We start from the raw sequence: 17,007 nt of genomic DNA, 5'->3' as shown, positions 1-17,007 counted from the left end.
CTGCTGTTCGACATGCGCTGCAGGACCCTGGCCTCGGACCTGGAGTCCGTGCTGCGCGCCGAGCGCGGGGGCCTGTTCACGGACGACCGGCCCTGGGGCGAAAACCCGAGGCACGTCCGCCGGCGGCCGGGGAGGGGCCGGGGAGGGGTAGTGCGGCGTCGGCGCCTCAGGCGCCGTGCAGGGACTCGCTGATCTTCTCGGCGGCCGACATCACGGCCTGGGAGTGCATGCGCCCGGGGGAGCGGGTCAGACGCTCTATCGGGCCGGAGACCGACACGGCGGCGATGACGCGTCCGCCGGGGCCGGACACGGGCGCCGACACCGAGGCGACGCCCTGCTCGCGCTCGGCGACGCTCTGGGCCCAGCGGCGGCGGCGCACCTGGGCCAGTCCGGCGGCGGTGAAGCGCGCACCCACCAGGGAGCGCCGGATCCGGTCGGAGTCCTCCCACGCGAGCAGCACCTGGGCGGCGGACCCGGCGTTCATCGGCAGCTCGCTGCCCACCGGGACGGTGTCCCGCAGGCCGCTGCTGCGCTCGGAGGCGGCCACGCACACGCGCGCGTCCCCCTGTCGGCGGTAGAGCTGGGCGCTCTCCCCGGTGAGGTCGCGCAGCTGGACCAGGACCGGCGCGGCCACGGCCAGCAGCCGGTCCTCGCCGGTGGCGATGGAGAGTTCGCCCAGGCGCGGTCCCAGCACGAACCGGCCCTGGCTGTCGCGGGTGACCATGCGGTGCCGCTCCAGGGCGACGGCCAGGCGGTGGGCCGTCGGGCGCGCCAGACCGGTGATCTGCACCAGTTGTGCCAGGGATGCCGGTCCCGATTCCAGGGCGTCGAGAACGGACATCGTCTTGTCCAGGACACCGACGCCGCTGGATGAGCTAGAGTTGTCCATGGCTTGATATTGCCGTCTCGAAATGTGGAATGCAAGTCGACCCCCGCGCGGTCGGTGAACGAGACGGGCCCGTGACGCAACGAGAGAGGCGAGCGCCCATGGCACGCACGATGGCCGAGAAGGTCTGGGAGGAGCACGTCGTCCGACGCGCCGACGGCGAGCCGGATCTGCTCTACATCGACCTCCACCTCGTCCACGAGGTGACCAGTCCGCAGGCCTTCGAGGGGCTGCGTCTGGCCGGTCGGCCCGTGCGCCGGCCCGACCTGACCATCGCCACGGAGGACCACAACGTCCCCACGATGGACCTCCTCGCGCCCATCGCCGACCCCGTCTCCCGCAAGCAGGTCGAGACGCTGCGCAAGAACTGCTCCGACTTCGGCGTGCGCCTGCACCCCATGGGCGACATCGACCAGGGCGTCGTGCACGTGGTCGGCCCCCAGCTGGGCCTGACCCAGCCCGGTATGACCGTCGTCTGCGGCGACAGCCACACCAGCACCCACGGCGCGTTCGGCGCGCTGGCCTTCGGTATCGGCACCAGCCAGGTCGAGCACGTCCTGGCCACCCAGACGCTGACGATGGCCCCCTTCAAGACCATGTCCGTCACCGTCAACGGGTCGCTCAGGCCGGGTGTCTCGGCCAAGGACATCATCCTCGCGGTCATCGCCAAGATCGGTACCGGCGGCGGCCAGGGCTACGTCATCGAGTACCGGGGCGAGGCCATCGAGGCCCTGTCCATGGAAGCCCGGATGACGGTCTGCAACATGTCCATCGAGGCGGGCGCCCGGGCCGGCATGATCGCCCCGGACCAGACCACGTTCGACTACATCGAGGGCCGCCCCCACGCCCCCAAGGGCGCGGACTTCGACGCCGCCGTCGAGCACTGGAAGAGCCTGCGCACCGACGAGGGCGCCGAGTTCGACGCCGAGGTCGTCCTGGACGCCGACCAGCTCAGCCCCTTCGTCACCTGGGGCACCAACCCCGGCCAGGGCGTGTCGCTGGACTCCGAGGTCCCCGACCCCGCCTCCTACGAGGACCCCTCCGCCCGCGCCGCCGCCGAGAAGGCGCTGGCGTACATGGACCTCAAGGCCGGGACGCCGATGCGCGAGGTGCGCGTGGACACGGTCTTCCTCGGCTCGTGCACCAACGGCCGGATCGAGGACCTGCGCACCGCCGCCGAGATCCTGCGCGGGCGCAAGGTCGCCGACGGCGTGCGCATGCTCGTCGTGCCCGGTTCCATGCGCGTCAAGGAACAGGCCAACCAGGAGGGCCTCGGCCGGGTCTTCGAGGAGGCCGGCGCCGAGTGGCGCGAGGCGGGCTGCTCGATGTGCCTGGGCATGAACCCCGACCAGCTCAAGCCGGGGGAGCGCAGCGCCTCGACCTCCAACCGCAACTTCGAGGGCCGCCAGGGGCGCGGCGGTCGCACCCACCTGGTGTCTCCGCAGGTCGCCGCCGCCACTGCGGTGCGCGGCACCCTGTCCTCGCCCGCCGACCTGGTCGCCCAGTAGCGTCCGACCCGTAAGGAGAGACCTCCCATGGAGAAATTCGACGTCCACACCGGTCGGGCCGTCCCGCTGCGCGCCAGCAACGTCGACACCGACCAGATCATCCCGGCCGTCTACCTCAAGCGGGTGAGCCGGACCGGTTTCGAGGACGGCCTGTTCGCCGAGTGGCGCAAGAGCGACCCGGACTTCGTGCTGAACCGCCCGGAGTACCAGGGCGCGTCCGTGCTGGTGGCCGGCCCGGACTTCGGTACCGGCTCCTCGCGCGAGCACGCCGTGTGGGCCCTGCAGGACTACGGCTTCAAGACCGTGCTGTCCTCGCGCTTCGCCGACATCTTCCGCGGCAACTCGCTCAAGGGCGGCCTGCTGACCGTGCTGCTGCCCCAGGAGGTCATCGACCGGCTGTGGGAGGCCGTGGAGGCCGATCCCACCACCGAGGTGACCGTGGACCTGGTCGACCGCGAGGTGCGCGCTCCTGGCGTGCGCGAGCCGTTCGAGCTGGACGACTACACGCGCTGGCGGTTGCTGGAGGGTCTGGACGACATCGCCCTCACGCTGCGCCACACCGACGACATCGGCGGCTTCGAGCAGACGCGCAAGCCCTGGATGCCGGTGACGCTGTAGGCGACGGTGTCCATGACGGCGGCCCGTGACCGTTTCGGTCACGGGCCGCCGTGGCGTTCGGGGGATTGGCGGAAGCCGTCCTCCTCCCGCCGGCCGTGTCCAGGACCGGCCGTCGTCCGGCCTCCCGCGAGGCGTCCGCGAACCCTGTTCCGCACCACGGGCACCCGAGTGTCCGAGAGACAGGGGTGGGTGCGGGAGGGGGTGCCGGAGGGCATGGGGTGGGTCACGGATCCGGCTCCTGGCAGGGTGTTGAGGGGTCATGTGACGCAGCACACCCGCCGGTCTCGAAATATTTTACCTTTACTTGGTGTGATCCCTCGCTTACGAGGTATCCCTCCTTATGGTCGGCGTGTCGAGTGTCCGGAATCCGGTTATACGTAGGCTTTTGAGGCTCACACACGGGGGCAAATGGGACTCGTGTGTTGGTGCCGACCGGGCGCGCGGGGAGCCTACGGAGGGTGGCCGCGCAGGTGGTCGGGGGCCCGACACGCCTTCTCCGCAGGCGTTTGTATTTGTGTAAGGGCCTCTGCTTCCCCTAATTTCGTGCGAGCAAGGGGGAACCGGAGGAAACCTTATGAACAAGCGTGACCTGATCGACGCGATCTCCGATCGACTCGGAGACAAGAAGACCGCCACCGAAGCGGTCAACGCTGTGCTTGAGACCATTCAGGCCACCGTGGCGTCCGGCGACAAGGTGGCCATCACCGGCTTCGGCGTTTTCGAGAAGTCCGAGCGCGCGGCTCGCACCGCGCGCAACCCCGCCACCGGCGCCACGATCAACGTCCCCGCGAGCTTCGTCCCGAAGTTCCGCGCCGGCGCTGACTTCAAGGCTCTGGTCAACGGGGAGAAGAAGTAGGCCCACCACCACACGGTGACGGGTCGCGTTCCGCCCGGGTCCTCCCAATGGGGGCCCGGGCGGAGCTGTGTCCGGGCCCTGTCAACGGACGCCTTCGGCGCGGTACTTCCCTGCCCGTCGCCCACCATCGCCCACGGGGCGCTGCGCGGGGGTGTGGGCTTCCGCCCTCAACGGACGCCTTCGGCGCACGTGCTCCCTTCTCGGAAGAGGGGCCGCGGTGCGAGGCGGACCCACAGCTCGCGGGTCCGGGGGCCCACTCCAAGCTCCACAGCGGCCCGCAGGTCCTCGGGGGTGTCCACGTCCCGCCGGACGGAGTCCGTGCCGGGTACGTCCAGCTCACGAGCTCCCACGCTCACGTGACGGGCGCGCGAGGCCCCCTCGAACGCGGGAGTGAAGGGATGACCCGCCCCGGCGGCGAACAGCGTCGTCCCCACACCCGGCGCGTCGGGCAGGAACGAACGGCCGTGGCCGGCCGCGGCGGCCAGCACCCGGTCCAGCTCCTCGGGGCGCAGCGCGGGCAGGTCGGCCGAGAGCGCGCACACGCCCAGGTCCGGCCACCGCGCCCGGGCCACGGCCGCGCCGTGCGCCAGCGCCGGGTTGAGCCCCGTCCCGGGCTCGCCGCCGACCACGATCGCGCCCAGGCGCGCCAGGATCGGCCCCGCCCGGGGGTCGTCGGTCACCACGAACACCGCCGCCACACCCGACGCCGCACGCGCGGCGGCCACCGTGTCACAGGCCACGGCCAGCGCCAGGTCCTCCCGGTGGGGGCCCACCGCCCGGGCCAGCCGGGACTTCGCGCGCCCAAGGTGCTTGACTGGGACGATCAGGGACCAGCGCCCCTCGGCACCTCGGCCCCCGCCTCGCTCACCGGATCCGGTCACGCTTCCCCCGGGACGTCGATTCGGCCACGACTGTGATTGAGGTTAGAGGGTAGGCGTCCGGCGGTCGGCGCGGCGCGGGGGCCCTGGGGAGTGTCGGTCCCGTGACCTGCCGGAGGGCGACCCCTCGGCGGAGTCCGCTCGGTCCGATACGCCCTAGACTGAACCGGTTGTGCTCCTGTGGCCGCAGAGGTCGGGAGCGAAGTAGTGAGGAGTCCCGTGGCCAAGCAACGAGAATCGCGGTGGGTGAAGGCCGTCGTCTCGCGCATCGTGCGCTTCTTCCTCTGGTTCGTGACCAAGCCGGAGTGGCGCGGCACGCAGAACGTGCCCGCCGAGGGCGGCGTGATCATCGCGGCCAACCACCTGTCGACGGTCGACCCGCTGACGGTCGCGCACTTCCTCTACATCGGTGCGCGGCGCTGGCCGACCTTCACCATGAAGGACGCCGTCATGCGCATCCCCGTGGTGCGCAGCGTCGCGAGCAGCACCGGGCAGATCCCCATCAAGCGCGGCAGCACCGACGCGGTCAAGGCCCTGCACGAGGCCGAACTGGCGCTCACCCGGGACGGGGCGTCGGTCATCTTCTACCCCGAGGGCACCTGCACGCGGGACCCCCACCTGTGGCCGATGACCGCCAAGACCGGTGTGGCCCGCCTGGCGCTCACGTCCGGAGTGCCGATCGTCCCCGTGGCGCACTGGGGCGAGCAGCACATCCTGCCCTACGGCGAGAAGAAGGTCAGCCTCTTCCCGCGCAAGCGCGTGACGTTCAACGCCGGTCCGCCGGTGGACCTGTCCGCGTTCGAGGGCAAGCCCCTGACGGCCACGGTCCTGACGGAGGCCACCGAGGCGATCATGCGGGAGATCACCCGGCTCCAGGCGGAGATCCGCGAGGAGGAGCCGCCGGCGGTGCCCTACGACCTCAAGCGCGCCCGGATCGAGGCGGCCGAGGCCGCCAAGCGGGACGAGCACGAGTCCGACAACGGCAAGAACAGCACGGAGGCATGACGGCATCCATGGGCACCGACAACGTGAGGATCGCCGTTCTCGGCGCGGGTTCCTGGGGGACCGTGTTCGCGAACATCATCGCGGACGCGGCCGACCTGGCGCGGGAGCGTGATCCGCAGGGACCGGTCGTGGAGGTCGTGCTGTGGGGACGGCGGGCCTCGGTGGTCGAGGCGGTCAACCGGACCTCGCAGAACCCGGACTACTTCCCCGGGATCGACCTCAACCCCCGTCTGAGCGCGACCGACGACGCCGCCAAGGCGCTGTCCGGCGCCGACGTGGTCGTGCTGGCGGTGCCCTCGCAGACCCTGCGCGGCAACCTCGTGCAGTGGCGGCCGCACCTGCGCGAGGACGCGGTGATCGTCAGCCTGATGAAGGGCGTCGAGCTGGGCACGCTCTCGCGGGTCAGCCAGATCATCGGCGAGGTGCTGGAGTTCCCCGAGGAGCGCGTCGCCGTGGTCTCGGGCCCCAACCTGGCCCGGGAGATCGCCGAGCGCCAGCCCGCCACCGCCGTGGTCGCCTGCCCGCACGAGGAGACCGCGGTCCGGCTGCAGTCCCTGTTCAAGTCGGCCTACTTCCGCCCGTACACCAGCACCGACCTGGTGGGCGTGGAGATCGGCGGCGCGATGAAGAACGTCATCGGGCTGGCCGTGGGCATGGCCGAGGGCATGGGCTTCGGGGACAACACCAAGGCTTCGCTCATCACCCGGGGCCTGGCCGAGACCACGCGCCTGGCGGTGGCGCTCGGCGCGGACGAGCACACGCTGTCCGGCCTGGCCGGGATGGGCGACCTCGTGGCGACATGCTCGTCACCGTTGTCGCGGAACCGGACCTTCGGTGAGAAACTGGGCGCGGGCAAGACCCTCGAACAGGTCGTCGCCGAGACCAAGCAGACGGCCGAGGGGGTCAAGTCCTCCGAATCGATCCTCGAACTCGGCTGGCGGCACGGCGTCGACCTGCCGATCACCGAGGCCGTCGTCAAGATGTTGCACCACGACCTGAGCCCCGCCGAGGCCCTCGCCGCCTTCATGGCGCGCAGCAGCAAACCGGAGCGGTACGGGGTCTGAGAGCGAGCACGATGTCACACACACCGTCGTCCGGATCCGCGGGCGAGTACACGCGGGCGGTCTCGCCCCCGGCGGCGCCGGTCCCCGCCGAGCGCCCGATGCGCATGCCGGTCCACCGCGCCACGACCTACGCGTTCGACACCTCCCAGGAGTACGCGGACGTGCTGGCGGGCAGCCGTGAGGGCTACTCCTACGCCCGCATCGACAGCCCCACCGTCGACGCCTTCGCCGACGCGGTCGCCGCGCTGGAGGGGGCGGGCCTGCCCGAACGCGTGCGCGGCCAGGCGTTCGCCTCCGGCATGGCGGCGATCAGCACCGTGCTCATGGCGCTCACGGAGTCGGGTTCGCACGTGGTGGCGGCCCGCTCCATCTACGGCAACACGTACTCGCTGCTGGACGGGCTGCTGCGCCGGTTCGGCGTGCGCACGGACTTCGTGGACATCACCGACCTGGACGCCGTGCGCGCCGCGGTCGGCCCGCAGACCCGGGTGGTGTTCACCGAGACGCTGTCCAACCCCACGATGACCGTCTCCGACCTGCCGGGCCTGGCGCGGATCGCCCGTGAGGCGGGCGCGGCGCTGGTCGTGGACTCCACGTTCGCCTCGCCGGCGGTGTGCCGTCCCCTGGAGTTCGGCGCGGACGTGGTGGTGCACTCGGCCACCAAGTACCTCGGCGGCCACAGCGACACCACGGGCGGCGTGGCCGTGGGCGCGCCCGACCTCATGGACCGCGTCCGGTCGGCGCGCGTGGACCTGGGGCCGTGCCTGGCCCCGGACGAGGCCTACCTGCTGCACCGGGGGTTGGAGACCCTGCCGCTGCGGGTCTCCCGCCAGTGCGCCACGGCCGCGGCGTTCGCCGCCGCGCTGGAGGACCACCCGGAGGTGGAACGCGTCGACCACCCGTCGCTGGCGTCCCACCCGCAGACGGACCTGGCCGCGAAACTCTTCGACGAGGGCCGCGCGGGCGCGGTCGTCACCGTGCACCCGCGCGGGGGCTGGGAGGCGGGGATGGCCTTCGCCGACCGGCTGCGGGTCGCCACGATCGCGGCGTCCCTGGGCGGGACGCACACGCTGGCCGGGCACGTGGCCTCCACCTCGCACCGCAACATGAGCGACGCCGAACTGGCGGCGGCGGGCATCTCTCCGGGCGCGGTGCGCTTCTCCATCGGCCTGGAGGACCCACAGGACCTCATCAGGGACGCACTCGCCGCGCTGACCACGCGTGGCTGACGCCGGTGGGGGAATCCTCCCGGTTACGGTTCCAACCTTTGGCGAGATAGGGTCAGGCAGCATGTCCGAGCAGCGCAAGATTCGGGTCGCCGTCGTCTTCGGCGGGCGTAGTTCCGAACACGAGATCTCCTGCGTCACCGCGGGCAGCGTCCTGTCCGTGATCGACCATGACCGCTACGAGGTGGTCCCCGTGGGGATCACGCGGTCCGGCAACTGGGTGCTCACCTCCGGCGACCCCGAGCGCCTGCGCATCGACGAGGCCACCAAGGCGCTGCCCAGCGTGTCCGAGGACGGCGCCGACCTGGCGCTGCCCTTCGACGCCGCCGGCCAGCTGATGGTCGTCGATCCCGCCGAGGGGCCGCGGCGCCTGGCCGAGGTCGACGTCGTGCTGCCGCTGCTGCACGGACCGTTCGGCGAGGACGGCACCATCCAGGGGCTCTTCGAGATGATGGGCGTGCGCTACGCGGGCGCCGGCGTCTTCTCCAGCGCGGCCGCCATGGACAAGGTCTTCATGAAGGCCATGCTCGTCGGCAACGGGATCCCCACCAGCGGCTTCGTGGCGATCTCGGACCGGCAGTGGCGCAACGAGCGCAAGAAGGTGCTGGACGACGTCGCCGAGCTCGGCCGGACGGTGTTCGTCAAGCCCGCCCGTGCGGGCAGCAGCGTGGGCATCACGAAGGTGGGCGACTCCTCCGACTCCGACGCGGTCATCGCGGCGGTCGAGGCCGCCCGCGAACACGACCCCAAGGTGCTCGTCGAGGCGCAGGTCGTGGGCCGTGAGATCGAGTGCGGCGTGCTGGAGGCCGAGGACGGCGGGACGCCGGACGTGTCCTTCCCGGCCGAGGTGCACGTGGCCGAGGGCTTCGACTTCTACGACTTCGAGGCCAAGTACCTGTCCAGCAGCAGCCTCACCATCCCGGCGGGGATCCCGGAGGAGGCCACCGCGCGGCTGCGCGCGATGGCGGCCGAGGTCTTCGAGGCGATGGGCTGCGAGGGACTGGCCCGCGTCGACTTCTTCTACACCGAGGACGGCGACGTCCTCGTCAACGAGCTCAACACGATGCCCGGGTTCACCCCGGCGTCGGCGTTCCCGCAGATGTGGGGCGCCACGGGCGTGGACTACGCGACCCTGGTGGACCGCATGATCACCACGGCGCTGCGCCGCAGCCCCGGCCTGCGCTAGGGACGAACGTGGAAGGGGCGGGTGGCCGGTCGGCCACCCGCCCCTTCGCGTGCGGGGGAACCCGTGGGCGCTACGGGCGCTGCGGGTACGGCGGGTACTGGTGCGGCGGGGGCGGGCCCGGCGTCGGCGGCACCTGCGGTCCCTGCGCCTGGGGTCCCTGCGGCGTCTGCGGGCCCGCCGGCGGCTGAGGAGCCGGCATCAGCTCCGGGTTCCGGTCGAAGAGCTCGCGTGCCAGGATCGTGCCGCCCGCGGCGGCGGCCGGGAACACCGCGACCGCCACGAACGGGATCGCCAACAGGAAGTACGTCGGCACGGAGAAGCCCAGCGTGCGCAGGCGCCGGGTCCGGAGGAACCGCTGGCGGTCGCGCAGCCGCAGCATCGCGCGCCGGTCGAAGGCGCCGCCCACGAGTTCGATGCCGAGCAGCCAGCCGCCCAGGACGGCCGCCAGGACCGCGCCGACGACCTGGCCGGCCAGGGGGATGAACCCGATCGCGAACACGACGACGGTCACCAGCAGGGACGCGAACACGATCACCAGCGACTGCCGGATCGCACGCGCGATCGAGGCCGCCAGCGGCTCCTCGTAGGGCTCCGGCGCGTGGCCCAGCTCCTTCTCGACCAGCTCGGTGATCTTGTCGTAGATGGGGGAACCGAGCGCCAGCGTGATCGTCGTGAAGGTGACGACCATGATCAGGACGCTGCCCACCACCGCGCCGACGGCGACGGCTCCGCGCAGGAGGCCCCGCCACACGGGGTCCCAGTCCTCGGAGAAGGGGGTCGCCCACGCGGCCAGGTCCTCCACGTTGAGGACCAGTGTCACGAACAGCGCCAGGAACAGCAGCGAGGTGATGAAGGGGGGCACGGCGCCCAGCAGGAACAGCCGGGGCTTGCGCAGCAGCAGGACGAAGCCGCGCGCGAGGGCGCCGACTCCACCGAAGATCTCACGGAAGAAAGTGGCCACGCAGGAACCCTAGAGGATCCGTGTGAAATCACGGAAAAGGCGTAACCTGGGCCCGTGCTCTCGCTACGCTGTGTGCGTTCTGAACACCGCAGGGGGTACATATGACGTGTGTTGCTCACGAGCGGGTGGAGGAGACGATGGTGGACCTCCCGACGCTGGCTGAAAACCTCGAACTCCCGGAGGGTTATCGCACGGAGATCATCGACGGGAGCATCGTCGTGTCACCTACACCGACCACTGGCCACGCCGACATTGTGACGGTTCTTCAGGAGATGCTGATCCTGGCTGGTCTCGGTGACCGTGGCCTGCGCACATATCAGGTCATCACGGTGGAGGTTCCACAGACAAGTGACCGTTACGTGCCGGACCTGATGGTCTTGCCGAAGACGGCGGTCCGCAACAAGCACGGACGCAGCACCAAATGGATCCAACCTGCTGAGGACTTGGAGTTGGCCGTCGAGGTCGTCTCTCCGAGCAGCAGGCTCCACGACTGGCAGTCCAAGGTCAAGGGATACGCCACGGCGGGCGTCCCCCTGTACCTGGTGATCGACCCGCGCAAGAGCGAGATCGCGCTGTTCTCCAACCCGGAGAAGGCCGAGTACAAGGACGTGGCGCGTGCGGTCCGGGGCGCTTCGGTGAAGCTTCCCGAACCCTTCAACCTCGAGATCGAGGCGACCCCTCTGCTGACGTAGCGGAACTCCCGCAGCGGGTTCAGGGCGTCAGCACGTCCCGGTACCAGCCCTCGGTCCCGGCCAGTTCCGCGTGCGTGCCCTCCTGCAGGACCCGGCCCTCGCGCACCACGTAGATCCGGTCCACGCGCTCCAGGCCCGTCAGGTCGTGCGTGATGAGCAGAGTGGAATAGCCCTCGACGGCGTCCAGCAGGTCGGCCACCACCGCGTCGCGCGCCTCCGGGTCCAGGTGCGCCGTCGGCTCGTCCAGCACCAGGACGCGCGGCGCCGCCAGCACAGCACGGGCCAGCGCCAGCCGCTGCACCATCCCGCCGCTCAGTCCCAGCCCGTGCGTGCCGACCAGCGTGTCCAGGCCCTTGGGCATCGCCGCGACCTCGTCGGCCAGGCGCGCTCGCCGCAGCGCCGCCCACAGCTCCTCGTCCGGAGCGCCGGGGCGGGCCAGCTTCAGGTTCTCCCGCAGCGTCGAGGCGAACACGTGCGGGTCCTGCGGGACGCCCGACACGATCGCGCGCACCTCGTCGGCCGGGTAGGACGTGATGTCGGCGCCGCCGATCGACACGCTTCCGCCGTCCGGGTCGCGCAGCCGCAGCAGCACCGACGCCAGCGTGCTCTTGCCCGCGCCGCTCGGCCCCACCACGGCCACCGTCCACCCGGCCGGGATCTCCAGGTCCACCCCGTCCAGCGCCCACGGTTCTCCCGGGCCGTAGCGCACGCGCAGGTCGCGGACCAGCACCGAGGAATCCCCCTCGGGGTCCAGCCCGGTGCGCGTCGGGGCCGCGGTCGCGGGCGGGACGTCCAGGACGCCGAAGAGTCGGGCGCCGCTCTCGCGGATCGCGCCCAGCTTCGCGGCGACCGCGGGCAGCGGCGCGACGATCTCGAACGCCGCCAGGGTCGTGAGCACCAGCACCGCCAGCGACACGGCGCTCAGCGTCCCGCCCTCCACGGCGGCCACCCCCAGCAGCAGCGCGCCCCACACCGTCAGTCCGGTGATGAGGGCACTCGCCCCGGCTCCCAACCCCAGGACCGCGGCGTCGCGCCGCGCGAGCCGGGTCAGCTCGGCGTCGGCCGCGTGCACCCGTTCCACCTGCCGGTCCATCGCCCCGTAGGCGACCAGGTCGGGCGCGCCGTGCAGGGTGTCCACCAGGGCCGTCGACAGCTCGCCGCGGGCCCGGGACTGGCGGAGCCCGGGACCGCGCCCCAGGGCGGCCGCGGCGAGCGGCACGGCGAGTCCGGCCAGGAGCAGTCCGACGGCGAGCAGCAGCCCGCCCGGCGCGTACACGGCGGTCAGGAACAGGACCGTCGCCCCGCCCGTCACCACCGAGATCAGCGGCGGGGTCAGCCCGCGCACCAGCAGGTCGAGCGTCGCCTCGGTGTCGTTGACCAGCCGGGAGACCAGGTCACCGGACCGGAAGCGGCCGAAGGGCTCGGTGGCCGCGAGCCGTTCGTAGACGCGCACCCGCACCTCGGCGAGCGTGCGGAAGGCGGCGTCGTGGGTCACCAGGCGTTCCAGGTACCGGGCGACGCCGCGGGTCACGCCCAGCGCCCGGGTGGCGACCACGGCCACGCTCAGCGCCGTGATCGACGGGTGGTTCGCCGCCGTGGCGAGCATCCACGCCGCCACCGCGAGCAGGGCCACGCCCGCTCCGGTGGCGAACGCCCCCAGCAGCACGCCCAGCACGAACCGGCCGCCGCGCGGCCAGGCCAGCGCGATCATCCGCCACAGCGGGTTCCGGTGCCGCGCGCGGTCGGGGGAGGCGGGTGTACTCACAGGGACTCGCTCGCTTCCGGGGTCGGCAGGGGCAGTGACACCTGGCGCAGCGAGTCGCCCAGGGCGGAGCGCGCCCACGCGGTGTCGTGGGCGACGATGATCGCCGTGCGGCCCGCCAACAGGCGTGTGACGGCCGTGCGCACCGCCGCGGCGTTCTCCGGGTCCAGATGCGCGGTCGGTTCGTCCAACAGGACCAGGGGCGCGTCCCGGCACAGGGCGCGGGCGAGGGCGATGCGCTGGCGCTGCCCCGCGGACAGGCGTGCCCCCCGCTCGCCCAGGCGGGTGTCGTACCCCTCTGGCAGCGCCGAGACGAAGGCGTCGGCCTCGGCCAGCCTCGCGGCCTCCCGCACCTGCTCCATCGTGGCCTCCGGGGCGCCCAGCCGGATGTTGTCGGTCACCGACACGTCGAACAGATACGGGTGCTGGGGCACCCAGGCGAGGCCCAGCCGCCAGTCGGCGGCGGGGACCGCGTCCAGCGGGGTCCACGCTCCTCCGGGGGCGCGCACGCTGACCCGCCCGTCCGTGGGTTCGTTCAGCCGCAGCAGCAGGGACAGCAGCGTGGTCTTGCCCGCACCGCTGGGGCCGGTGAGCAGGACGTGCTCCCCCGAGCGCACCTCCAGGTCGAACCCGGCCAGGGCGGGCTGGTCGCGGCCCGGGTAGCGCATCCCCACACCGTCGAAGCGCAGGTCGCCGGCGGCGGCGGGGGAGGGGCGGCCGGTCGGCGGCGCGGCGGTCGCTGCGCGCCCGCCGCCGCGCTCGCGCTCCAGTTCGGTGAAGACCTGGTCGGCCGCGGCCACGCCCTCCATGCTGGCGTGGAAGCGCGCGCCCACCTCGCGCAGCGGCAGGTAGGCCTCCGGGGCCAGGATGAGCACCAGCAGGGCGGTCTGGTAGTCCATGTGCCCGCCGAGCAGCCGCAGTCCCACCTCCACGGCGACCAGCGCCACCGCCAGGGTCGCCAGCAGCTCCAGCGCGAAGGCGGACAGGAACGCGATCCGCAGCGTGCCCATCGTCGCCGCGCGGTGCTCCTCGCCCACCGTGCGGATGATCGCCGCCTGGGCCTTGGCTCTGCGGAAGACGGCGAGCGTGGGCAGGCCCTCCACGACGTCCAGGAAGTGCCCGCCGAGCCGGCTCAGCAGCCGCCACTGCCGGTCGGTGCGCGCCTGGGTGTACATGCCGATCAGCGCCATGAACACCGGGATCAGCGGGAGCGTCACGGCGATGACGATCCCCGAGATCCAGTCGGCCCAGAACACCACGCCCAGGACGGCGAGCGGCACGATCGCGGCCAGGACGAGCTGGGGCAGGTAGCGGGCGAAGTAGTCGTCCAGCGCGTCCAGCCCGCGCGTGGCCAGGGTGACCAGCTCGCCGGCCTTGGGCGAGCCCTCGTCGTCGTCCCCCGGCTCGGCCGTCCACACCTGGCCGGCCCCGGTCACGTGCTCGACCAGTCGGCGGCGCAGCTGCGACTTCGTGCGCGCCGCGCTGTACAGCGCCGAGGTCTCGGCCAGGTAGGACAGCAGCGCGCGGGCCACCGCGACCGCCGCGACGGCCCCGATCGCCCAGCCCAGCGTGGCCATCCCCTCCCCGCTCCAGGCGCCGGTGACGACCCGGGCCAGCAGCCAGGCTTGGAGGAGGATCAGGGCGGTGATGAGGACGCCGCCGACCACGGAGACGCCGAGGTGCAGGCGCACGGCGCTCGCGGCGCGCACGAGACGGGGATCGAGCGGTTTCACGGTGCTTTTTCGACCTCGCAGGCTCGGTACGGGGCTCGGGGCGCCGGGAGCCCCCCGCGGTGGGGTGGTCCGTTCATTCAACCCCCTACGACCGGGATCGGGTCCCAGGGGCGGTGCCTAGGCGGCGGGTTCGTGCTCCGACTCGGGTTCGGGCTTGGGCTTGGGGCCGGTGGGCGTGCCGGTGACGGTCGCGCTGGTCACGCGCTGGCGGAAGACCCAGTAGCTCCACCCCTGGTAGGCGAGGACGAGCGGCAGGAAGAACACCGCCACCCACGTCATCACGGTCAGCGTGTAGTCGGCCGAGGAGGCGTTGGCCACGGTCAGGCTGAAGGCCGGGTCGGTCGTGGACGGGAGCACGTTCGGGAACAGCGACCCGAGCAGGGCCGTGAAGGCGGTGAGCACGGTGACCGCGGTCAGCGCGAACGACAGCCGCTCGTGGCGCAGCAGCACCGCCACGACCCCGCCTGTCAGGGCGACCACGGTGGCGGCGGCCAGCGGCAGGGTCCACGGCGCGCCGTGGGCGAACTGGGTCCAGGCGAGGAAGCCGGCGGCCGCGGGCACCGCGACGCAGGCGGTCCGCGTGGCGGCCGTGCGGGCGCGGACCCGGACGGGGCCGTCGGTCTTGAGCGTCAGGAACACCGCGCCGTGCAGGGTGAACAGCGACAGGGTCGTCAGCCCGCCCAGCAGGGCGTAGGGGTTGAGCAGGTCGAGCAGCCCCGCGGTGACGATCTGGTCTGCGTCCATGGCCACGCCCCGGACGATGTTGGCGAAGGTCAGGCCCCACAGGAACGCCGGGGCGGTGCTGCCGAAGAAGATCGCCAGGTCCCACCGGGCGCGCCAGGTGGAGTCGTCGCGCTTGCCCCGGTACTCGAAGGCGACACCGCGCAGGATCAGCGCGATGAGGATGACGAACATCGGCACGTAGAAGCCGCTCAGCAGCGACGCGTACCAGGCGGGGAAGGCGGCGAACGTGGCGCCGAGCGCGGTGATCAGCCACACCTCGTTGGCGTCCCACACCGGCCCGATGGAGTTGATGGTGACGCGCCGGTCGACGGAGTCGCGCCTGCCCATGAACGGCAGCAGTGTGCCGACCCCGAAGTCGAAGCCCTCCAGGATGAAGTAACCGATCCACAGGACCGAGATGGCGATGAACCAGATGACGGGCAGATCCATGGTCCGTGGCTCCTAGTAGCTGAAGTGCGGGATGGCGGCTTCGTCGTCGTCGTTGTCCAGGTCGGGAACGAGGTGGGAGGGCCCGGCCTTGACGTACTTCGCCAGCAGGCCGACCTCCACCACGAAGAGCAGCCCGTACACGGCGGTGAAGATGCCCAGGCTCATGGCGACGGTCCCCAGGCTCACCCCGGGCGAGACGCTCTGGGCGGTCAGCAGCTGGCCGTGCACCGTCCACGGCTGGCGGCCCATCTCGGTGAGCACCCAGCCGAAGATGTTCGCGGCCAGGGCGGCGGGCAGGGCGGCCATCCCGGCGAAGTAGAACCAGCGGTGCCGGGGCATGCGCTCCCTGCCGCGGGTCAGGTAGAGGCCGAGCGCGGCGATCCCCACGCCGAACAGGCCGAGTCCGATCATCAGGCGGAACGCCCAGTACACGACGAACACGTTGGGCGTGTAGTCCCCGGGGCCGTAGTACTCCTCGTAGGCCTCCTGGAGGTCGTTCATCCCGGCCACCTCGCCCTCGAAGTGGCCGGTGGCGAGGAAGCTGAGGACGTTGGGGACGGTGATGTCGATGGGGTTGTAGCGCGCCTCGGTGTCGCCCACGGCGAAGGTGGAGAAGTCCGCGCCCTCCTCGGTGTCCCAGTGGGCCTCGGCGGCGGCCAGCTTCATGGGCTCGTACTCGGCGGCGAGCTTGGCCTGGTGGTCGCCGGAGAAGACCACCAGCGCGCCGGCCATGAGGGTGAAGACCAGGCCGACCTTGAGCGTGCCGCGGAACAGCGCGAAGTCGCGCGGGGGCGGCACGGTGCCGACCGTGCCCGTGTCGCCGTGGTGGGTGTTGCGCCACAGCTTGTAGGCGCTGACCGCGACGACGAACAGCCCGGCGGTGACGAAGGCGGCCGAGACCGTGTGCAGGTAGGTCGACCACGCCTGGTCGTTGCTCAGGACCGCCCAGATGTCGGTGAGCTCGGCGCGACCGGTCTCCGGGTTCACCTCGTAGCCGACCGGGCGGCGCATCCAGGCGTTGGCGGCGAGGATGAAGTACGCGGACAGGTTGGTGCCGATCGCGACCAGCCAGATGCACGCCAGGTGCGCGGCCCGCGGCAGGCGGTGCCAGCCGAAGATCCACAGGCCGATGAAGGTCGACTCCAGGAAGAAGGCCAGGAGCGCCTCCATGGCCAGCGGGGCTCCGAACACGTCCCCGACGAAGCGCGAGTACTCGCTCCAGTTCATGCCGAACTGGAACTCCTGCACGATGCCGGTGACGACGCCCATGGCGAAGTTGATCAGGAAGAGCTTGCCGAAGAACTGCGTGGCCTGGAGGTACTCGTGCTTCCCGGTGCGGAACCAGAGGGTCTGCAGGACCGCCACGATGAAGGAGAGCCCGATGGTCAGGGGCACGAAGAGGAAGTGGTAGATCGTGGTGACCCCGAACTGCCACCTCGCGAGATCAAGGGCTTCCATG

General features: G+C 71.7%; 15 protein-coding genes. 8 read left to right on the top strand and 7 right to left on the bottom strand.

What is annotated here, in order from left to right:
• Nucleotides 1-166: 166 nt before the first annotated feature.
• Nucleotides 167-841 (bottom strand): IclR family transcriptional regulator, encoded by a 675-nt coding sequence (locus tag DFP74_RS32270; protein ID WP_053616073.1) that lies wholly within the window; start codon nt 839-841, stop codon nt 167-169.
• A 146-nt stretch (nt 842-987) separates the two neighbouring features.
• Here DFP74_RS32270 and leuC point away from each other — a divergent pair, with 146 nt between their 5' ends.
• The 3 genes from leuC to DFP74_RS32255 all read left to right on the top strand — a co-directional run bounded on the left by leuC (nt 988) and on the right by DFP74_RS32255 (nt 3,868).
• Entirely contained in the window at nt 988-2,394 is a 1,407-nt protein-coding gene (gene leuC / locus DFP74_RS32265; protein WP_121187734.1) for a 3-isopropylmalate dehydratase large subunit, read from the top strand.
• A gap of 27 nt (nt 2,395-2,421) precedes the next feature.
• Nucleotides 2,422-3,012 carry a 3-isopropylmalate dehydratase small subunit gene (leuD, locus tag DFP74_RS32260; RefSeq protein ID WP_121187733.1) on the top strand — a complete coding sequence of 197 codons (591 nt, stop codon included), beginning with the start codon at nt 2,422-2,424 and terminating at the stop codon, nt 3,010-3,012.
• Between the two features lie 574 nt (nt 3,013-3,586).
• Nucleotides 3,587-3,868 carry an HU family DNA-binding protein gene (locus DFP74_RS32255; protein WP_053616070.1) on the top strand — a complete coding sequence of 94 codons (282 nt, stop codon included), beginning with the start codon at nt 3,587-3,589 and terminating at the stop codon, nt 3,866-3,868.
• Between the two features lie 167 nt (nt 3,869-4,035).
• Here the strand turns inward: DFP74_RS32255 and cofC are convergent, their stop codons facing one another.
• Nucleotides 4,036-4,749, bottom strand: a complete 714-nt coding sequence (gene cofC / locus DFP74_RS32250) for a 2-phospho-L-lactate guanylyltransferase (protein ID WP_121187731.1) — start codon at nt 4,747-4,749, stop codon at nt 4,036-4,038.
• Between the two features lie 216 nt (nt 4,750-4,965).
• Here cofC and DFP74_RS32245 point away from each other — a divergent pair, with 216 nt between their 5' ends.
• The 4 genes from DFP74_RS32245 to DFP74_RS32230 all read left to right on the top strand — a co-directional run bounded on the left by DFP74_RS32245 (nt 4,966) and on the right by DFP74_RS32230 (nt 9,227).
• Nucleotides 4,966-5,751 carry a 1-acyl-sn-glycerol-3-phosphate acyltransferase gene (locus DFP74_RS32245; RefSeq protein WP_121187729.1) on the top strand — a complete coding sequence of 262 codons (786 nt, stop codon included), beginning with the start codon at nt 4,966-4,968 and terminating at the stop codon, nt 5,749-5,751.
• Between the two features lie 8 nt (nt 5,752-5,759).
• On the top strand, nt 5,760-6,815 hold the full coding sequence (locus DFP74_RS32240) for an NAD(P)H-dependent glycerol-3-phosphate dehydrogenase (protein ID WP_121187727.1): 1,056 nt from the start codon (nt 5,760-5,762) through the stop codon (nt 6,813-6,815).
• A gap of 11 nt (nt 6,816-6,826) precedes the next feature.
• Nucleotides 6,827-8,044, top strand: coding sequence for a PLP-dependent aspartate aminotransferase family protein (locus DFP74_RS32235; RefSeq protein ID WP_121187725.1), 1,218 nt, complete (start codon nt 6,827-6,829; stop codon nt 8,042-8,044).
• A 61-nt stretch (nt 8,045-8,105) separates the two neighbouring features.
• Nucleotides 8,106-9,227 (top strand): D-alanine--D-alanine ligase family protein, encoded by a 1,122-nt coding sequence (locus DFP74_RS32230; RefSeq protein ID WP_121187723.1) that lies wholly within the window; start codon nt 8,106-8,108, stop codon nt 9,225-9,227.
• A gap of 70 nt (nt 9,228-9,297) precedes the next feature.
• On the opposite strand, the gene DFP74_RS32225 is transcribed toward DFP74_RS32230, so the two are convergent.
• Complete coding sequence (locus tag DFP74_RS32225) at nt 9,298-10,188, bottom strand: EI24 domain-containing protein (protein ID WP_121187721.1); 891 nt, start codon at nt 10,186-10,188, stop codon at nt 9,298-9,300.
• A gap of 137 nt (nt 10,189-10,325) precedes the next feature.
• On the opposite strand from DFP74_RS32225, the gene DFP74_RS32220 reads away from it, so the two are divergent.
• Nucleotides 10,326-10,880 carry a Uma2 family endonuclease gene (locus tag DFP74_RS32220; protein WP_233571261.1) on the top strand — a complete coding sequence of 185 codons (555 nt, stop codon included), beginning with the start codon at nt 10,326-10,328 and terminating at the stop codon, nt 10,878-10,880.
• A gap of 19 nt (nt 10,881-10,899) precedes the next feature.
• On the opposite strand, the gene cydC is transcribed toward DFP74_RS32220, so the two are convergent.
• The 4 genes from cydC to DFP74_RS32200 form a co-directional block, all read right to left on the bottom strand.
• Nucleotides 10,900-12,591 carry a thiol reductant ABC exporter subunit CydC gene (cydC, locus tag DFP74_RS32215; RefSeq protein ID WP_121187717.1) on the bottom strand — a complete coding sequence of 564 codons (1,692 nt, stop codon included), beginning with the start codon at nt 12,589-12,591 and terminating at the stop codon, nt 10,900-10,902.
• Between the two features lie 50 nt (nt 12,592-12,641).
• Nucleotides 12,642-14,375, bottom strand: coding sequence for a thiol reductant ABC exporter subunit CydD (gene cydD, locus DFP74_RS32210; RefSeq protein WP_121187715.1), 1,734 nt, complete (start codon nt 14,373-14,375; stop codon nt 12,642-12,644).
• A gap of 117 nt (nt 14,376-14,492) precedes the next feature.
• Nucleotides 14,493-15,548, bottom strand: coding sequence for a cytochrome d ubiquinol oxidase subunit II (gene cydB, locus DFP74_RS32205; protein WP_121187713.1), 1,056 nt, complete (start codon nt 15,546-15,548; stop codon nt 14,493-14,495).
• Nucleotides 15,549-15,560: 12 nt separating this feature from the next.
• Nucleotides 15,561-17,006 (bottom strand): cytochrome ubiquinol oxidase subunit I, encoded by a 1,446-nt coding sequence (locus DFP74_RS32200; RefSeq protein WP_121187711.1) that lies wholly within the window; start codon nt 17,004-17,006, stop codon nt 15,561-15,563.
• Nucleotide 17,007 lies beyond the last annotated feature (1 nt).

The organism is Nocardiopsis sp. Huas11 (assembly GCF_003634495.1).
Lineage (GTDB): Bacteria > Actinomycetota > Actinomycetes > Streptosporangiales > Streptosporangiaceae > Nocardiopsis.
The sequence above is the reverse complement of the archived record's forward strand: the minus strand, read 5'-3'. Positions and strand labels throughout refer to the sequence as shown.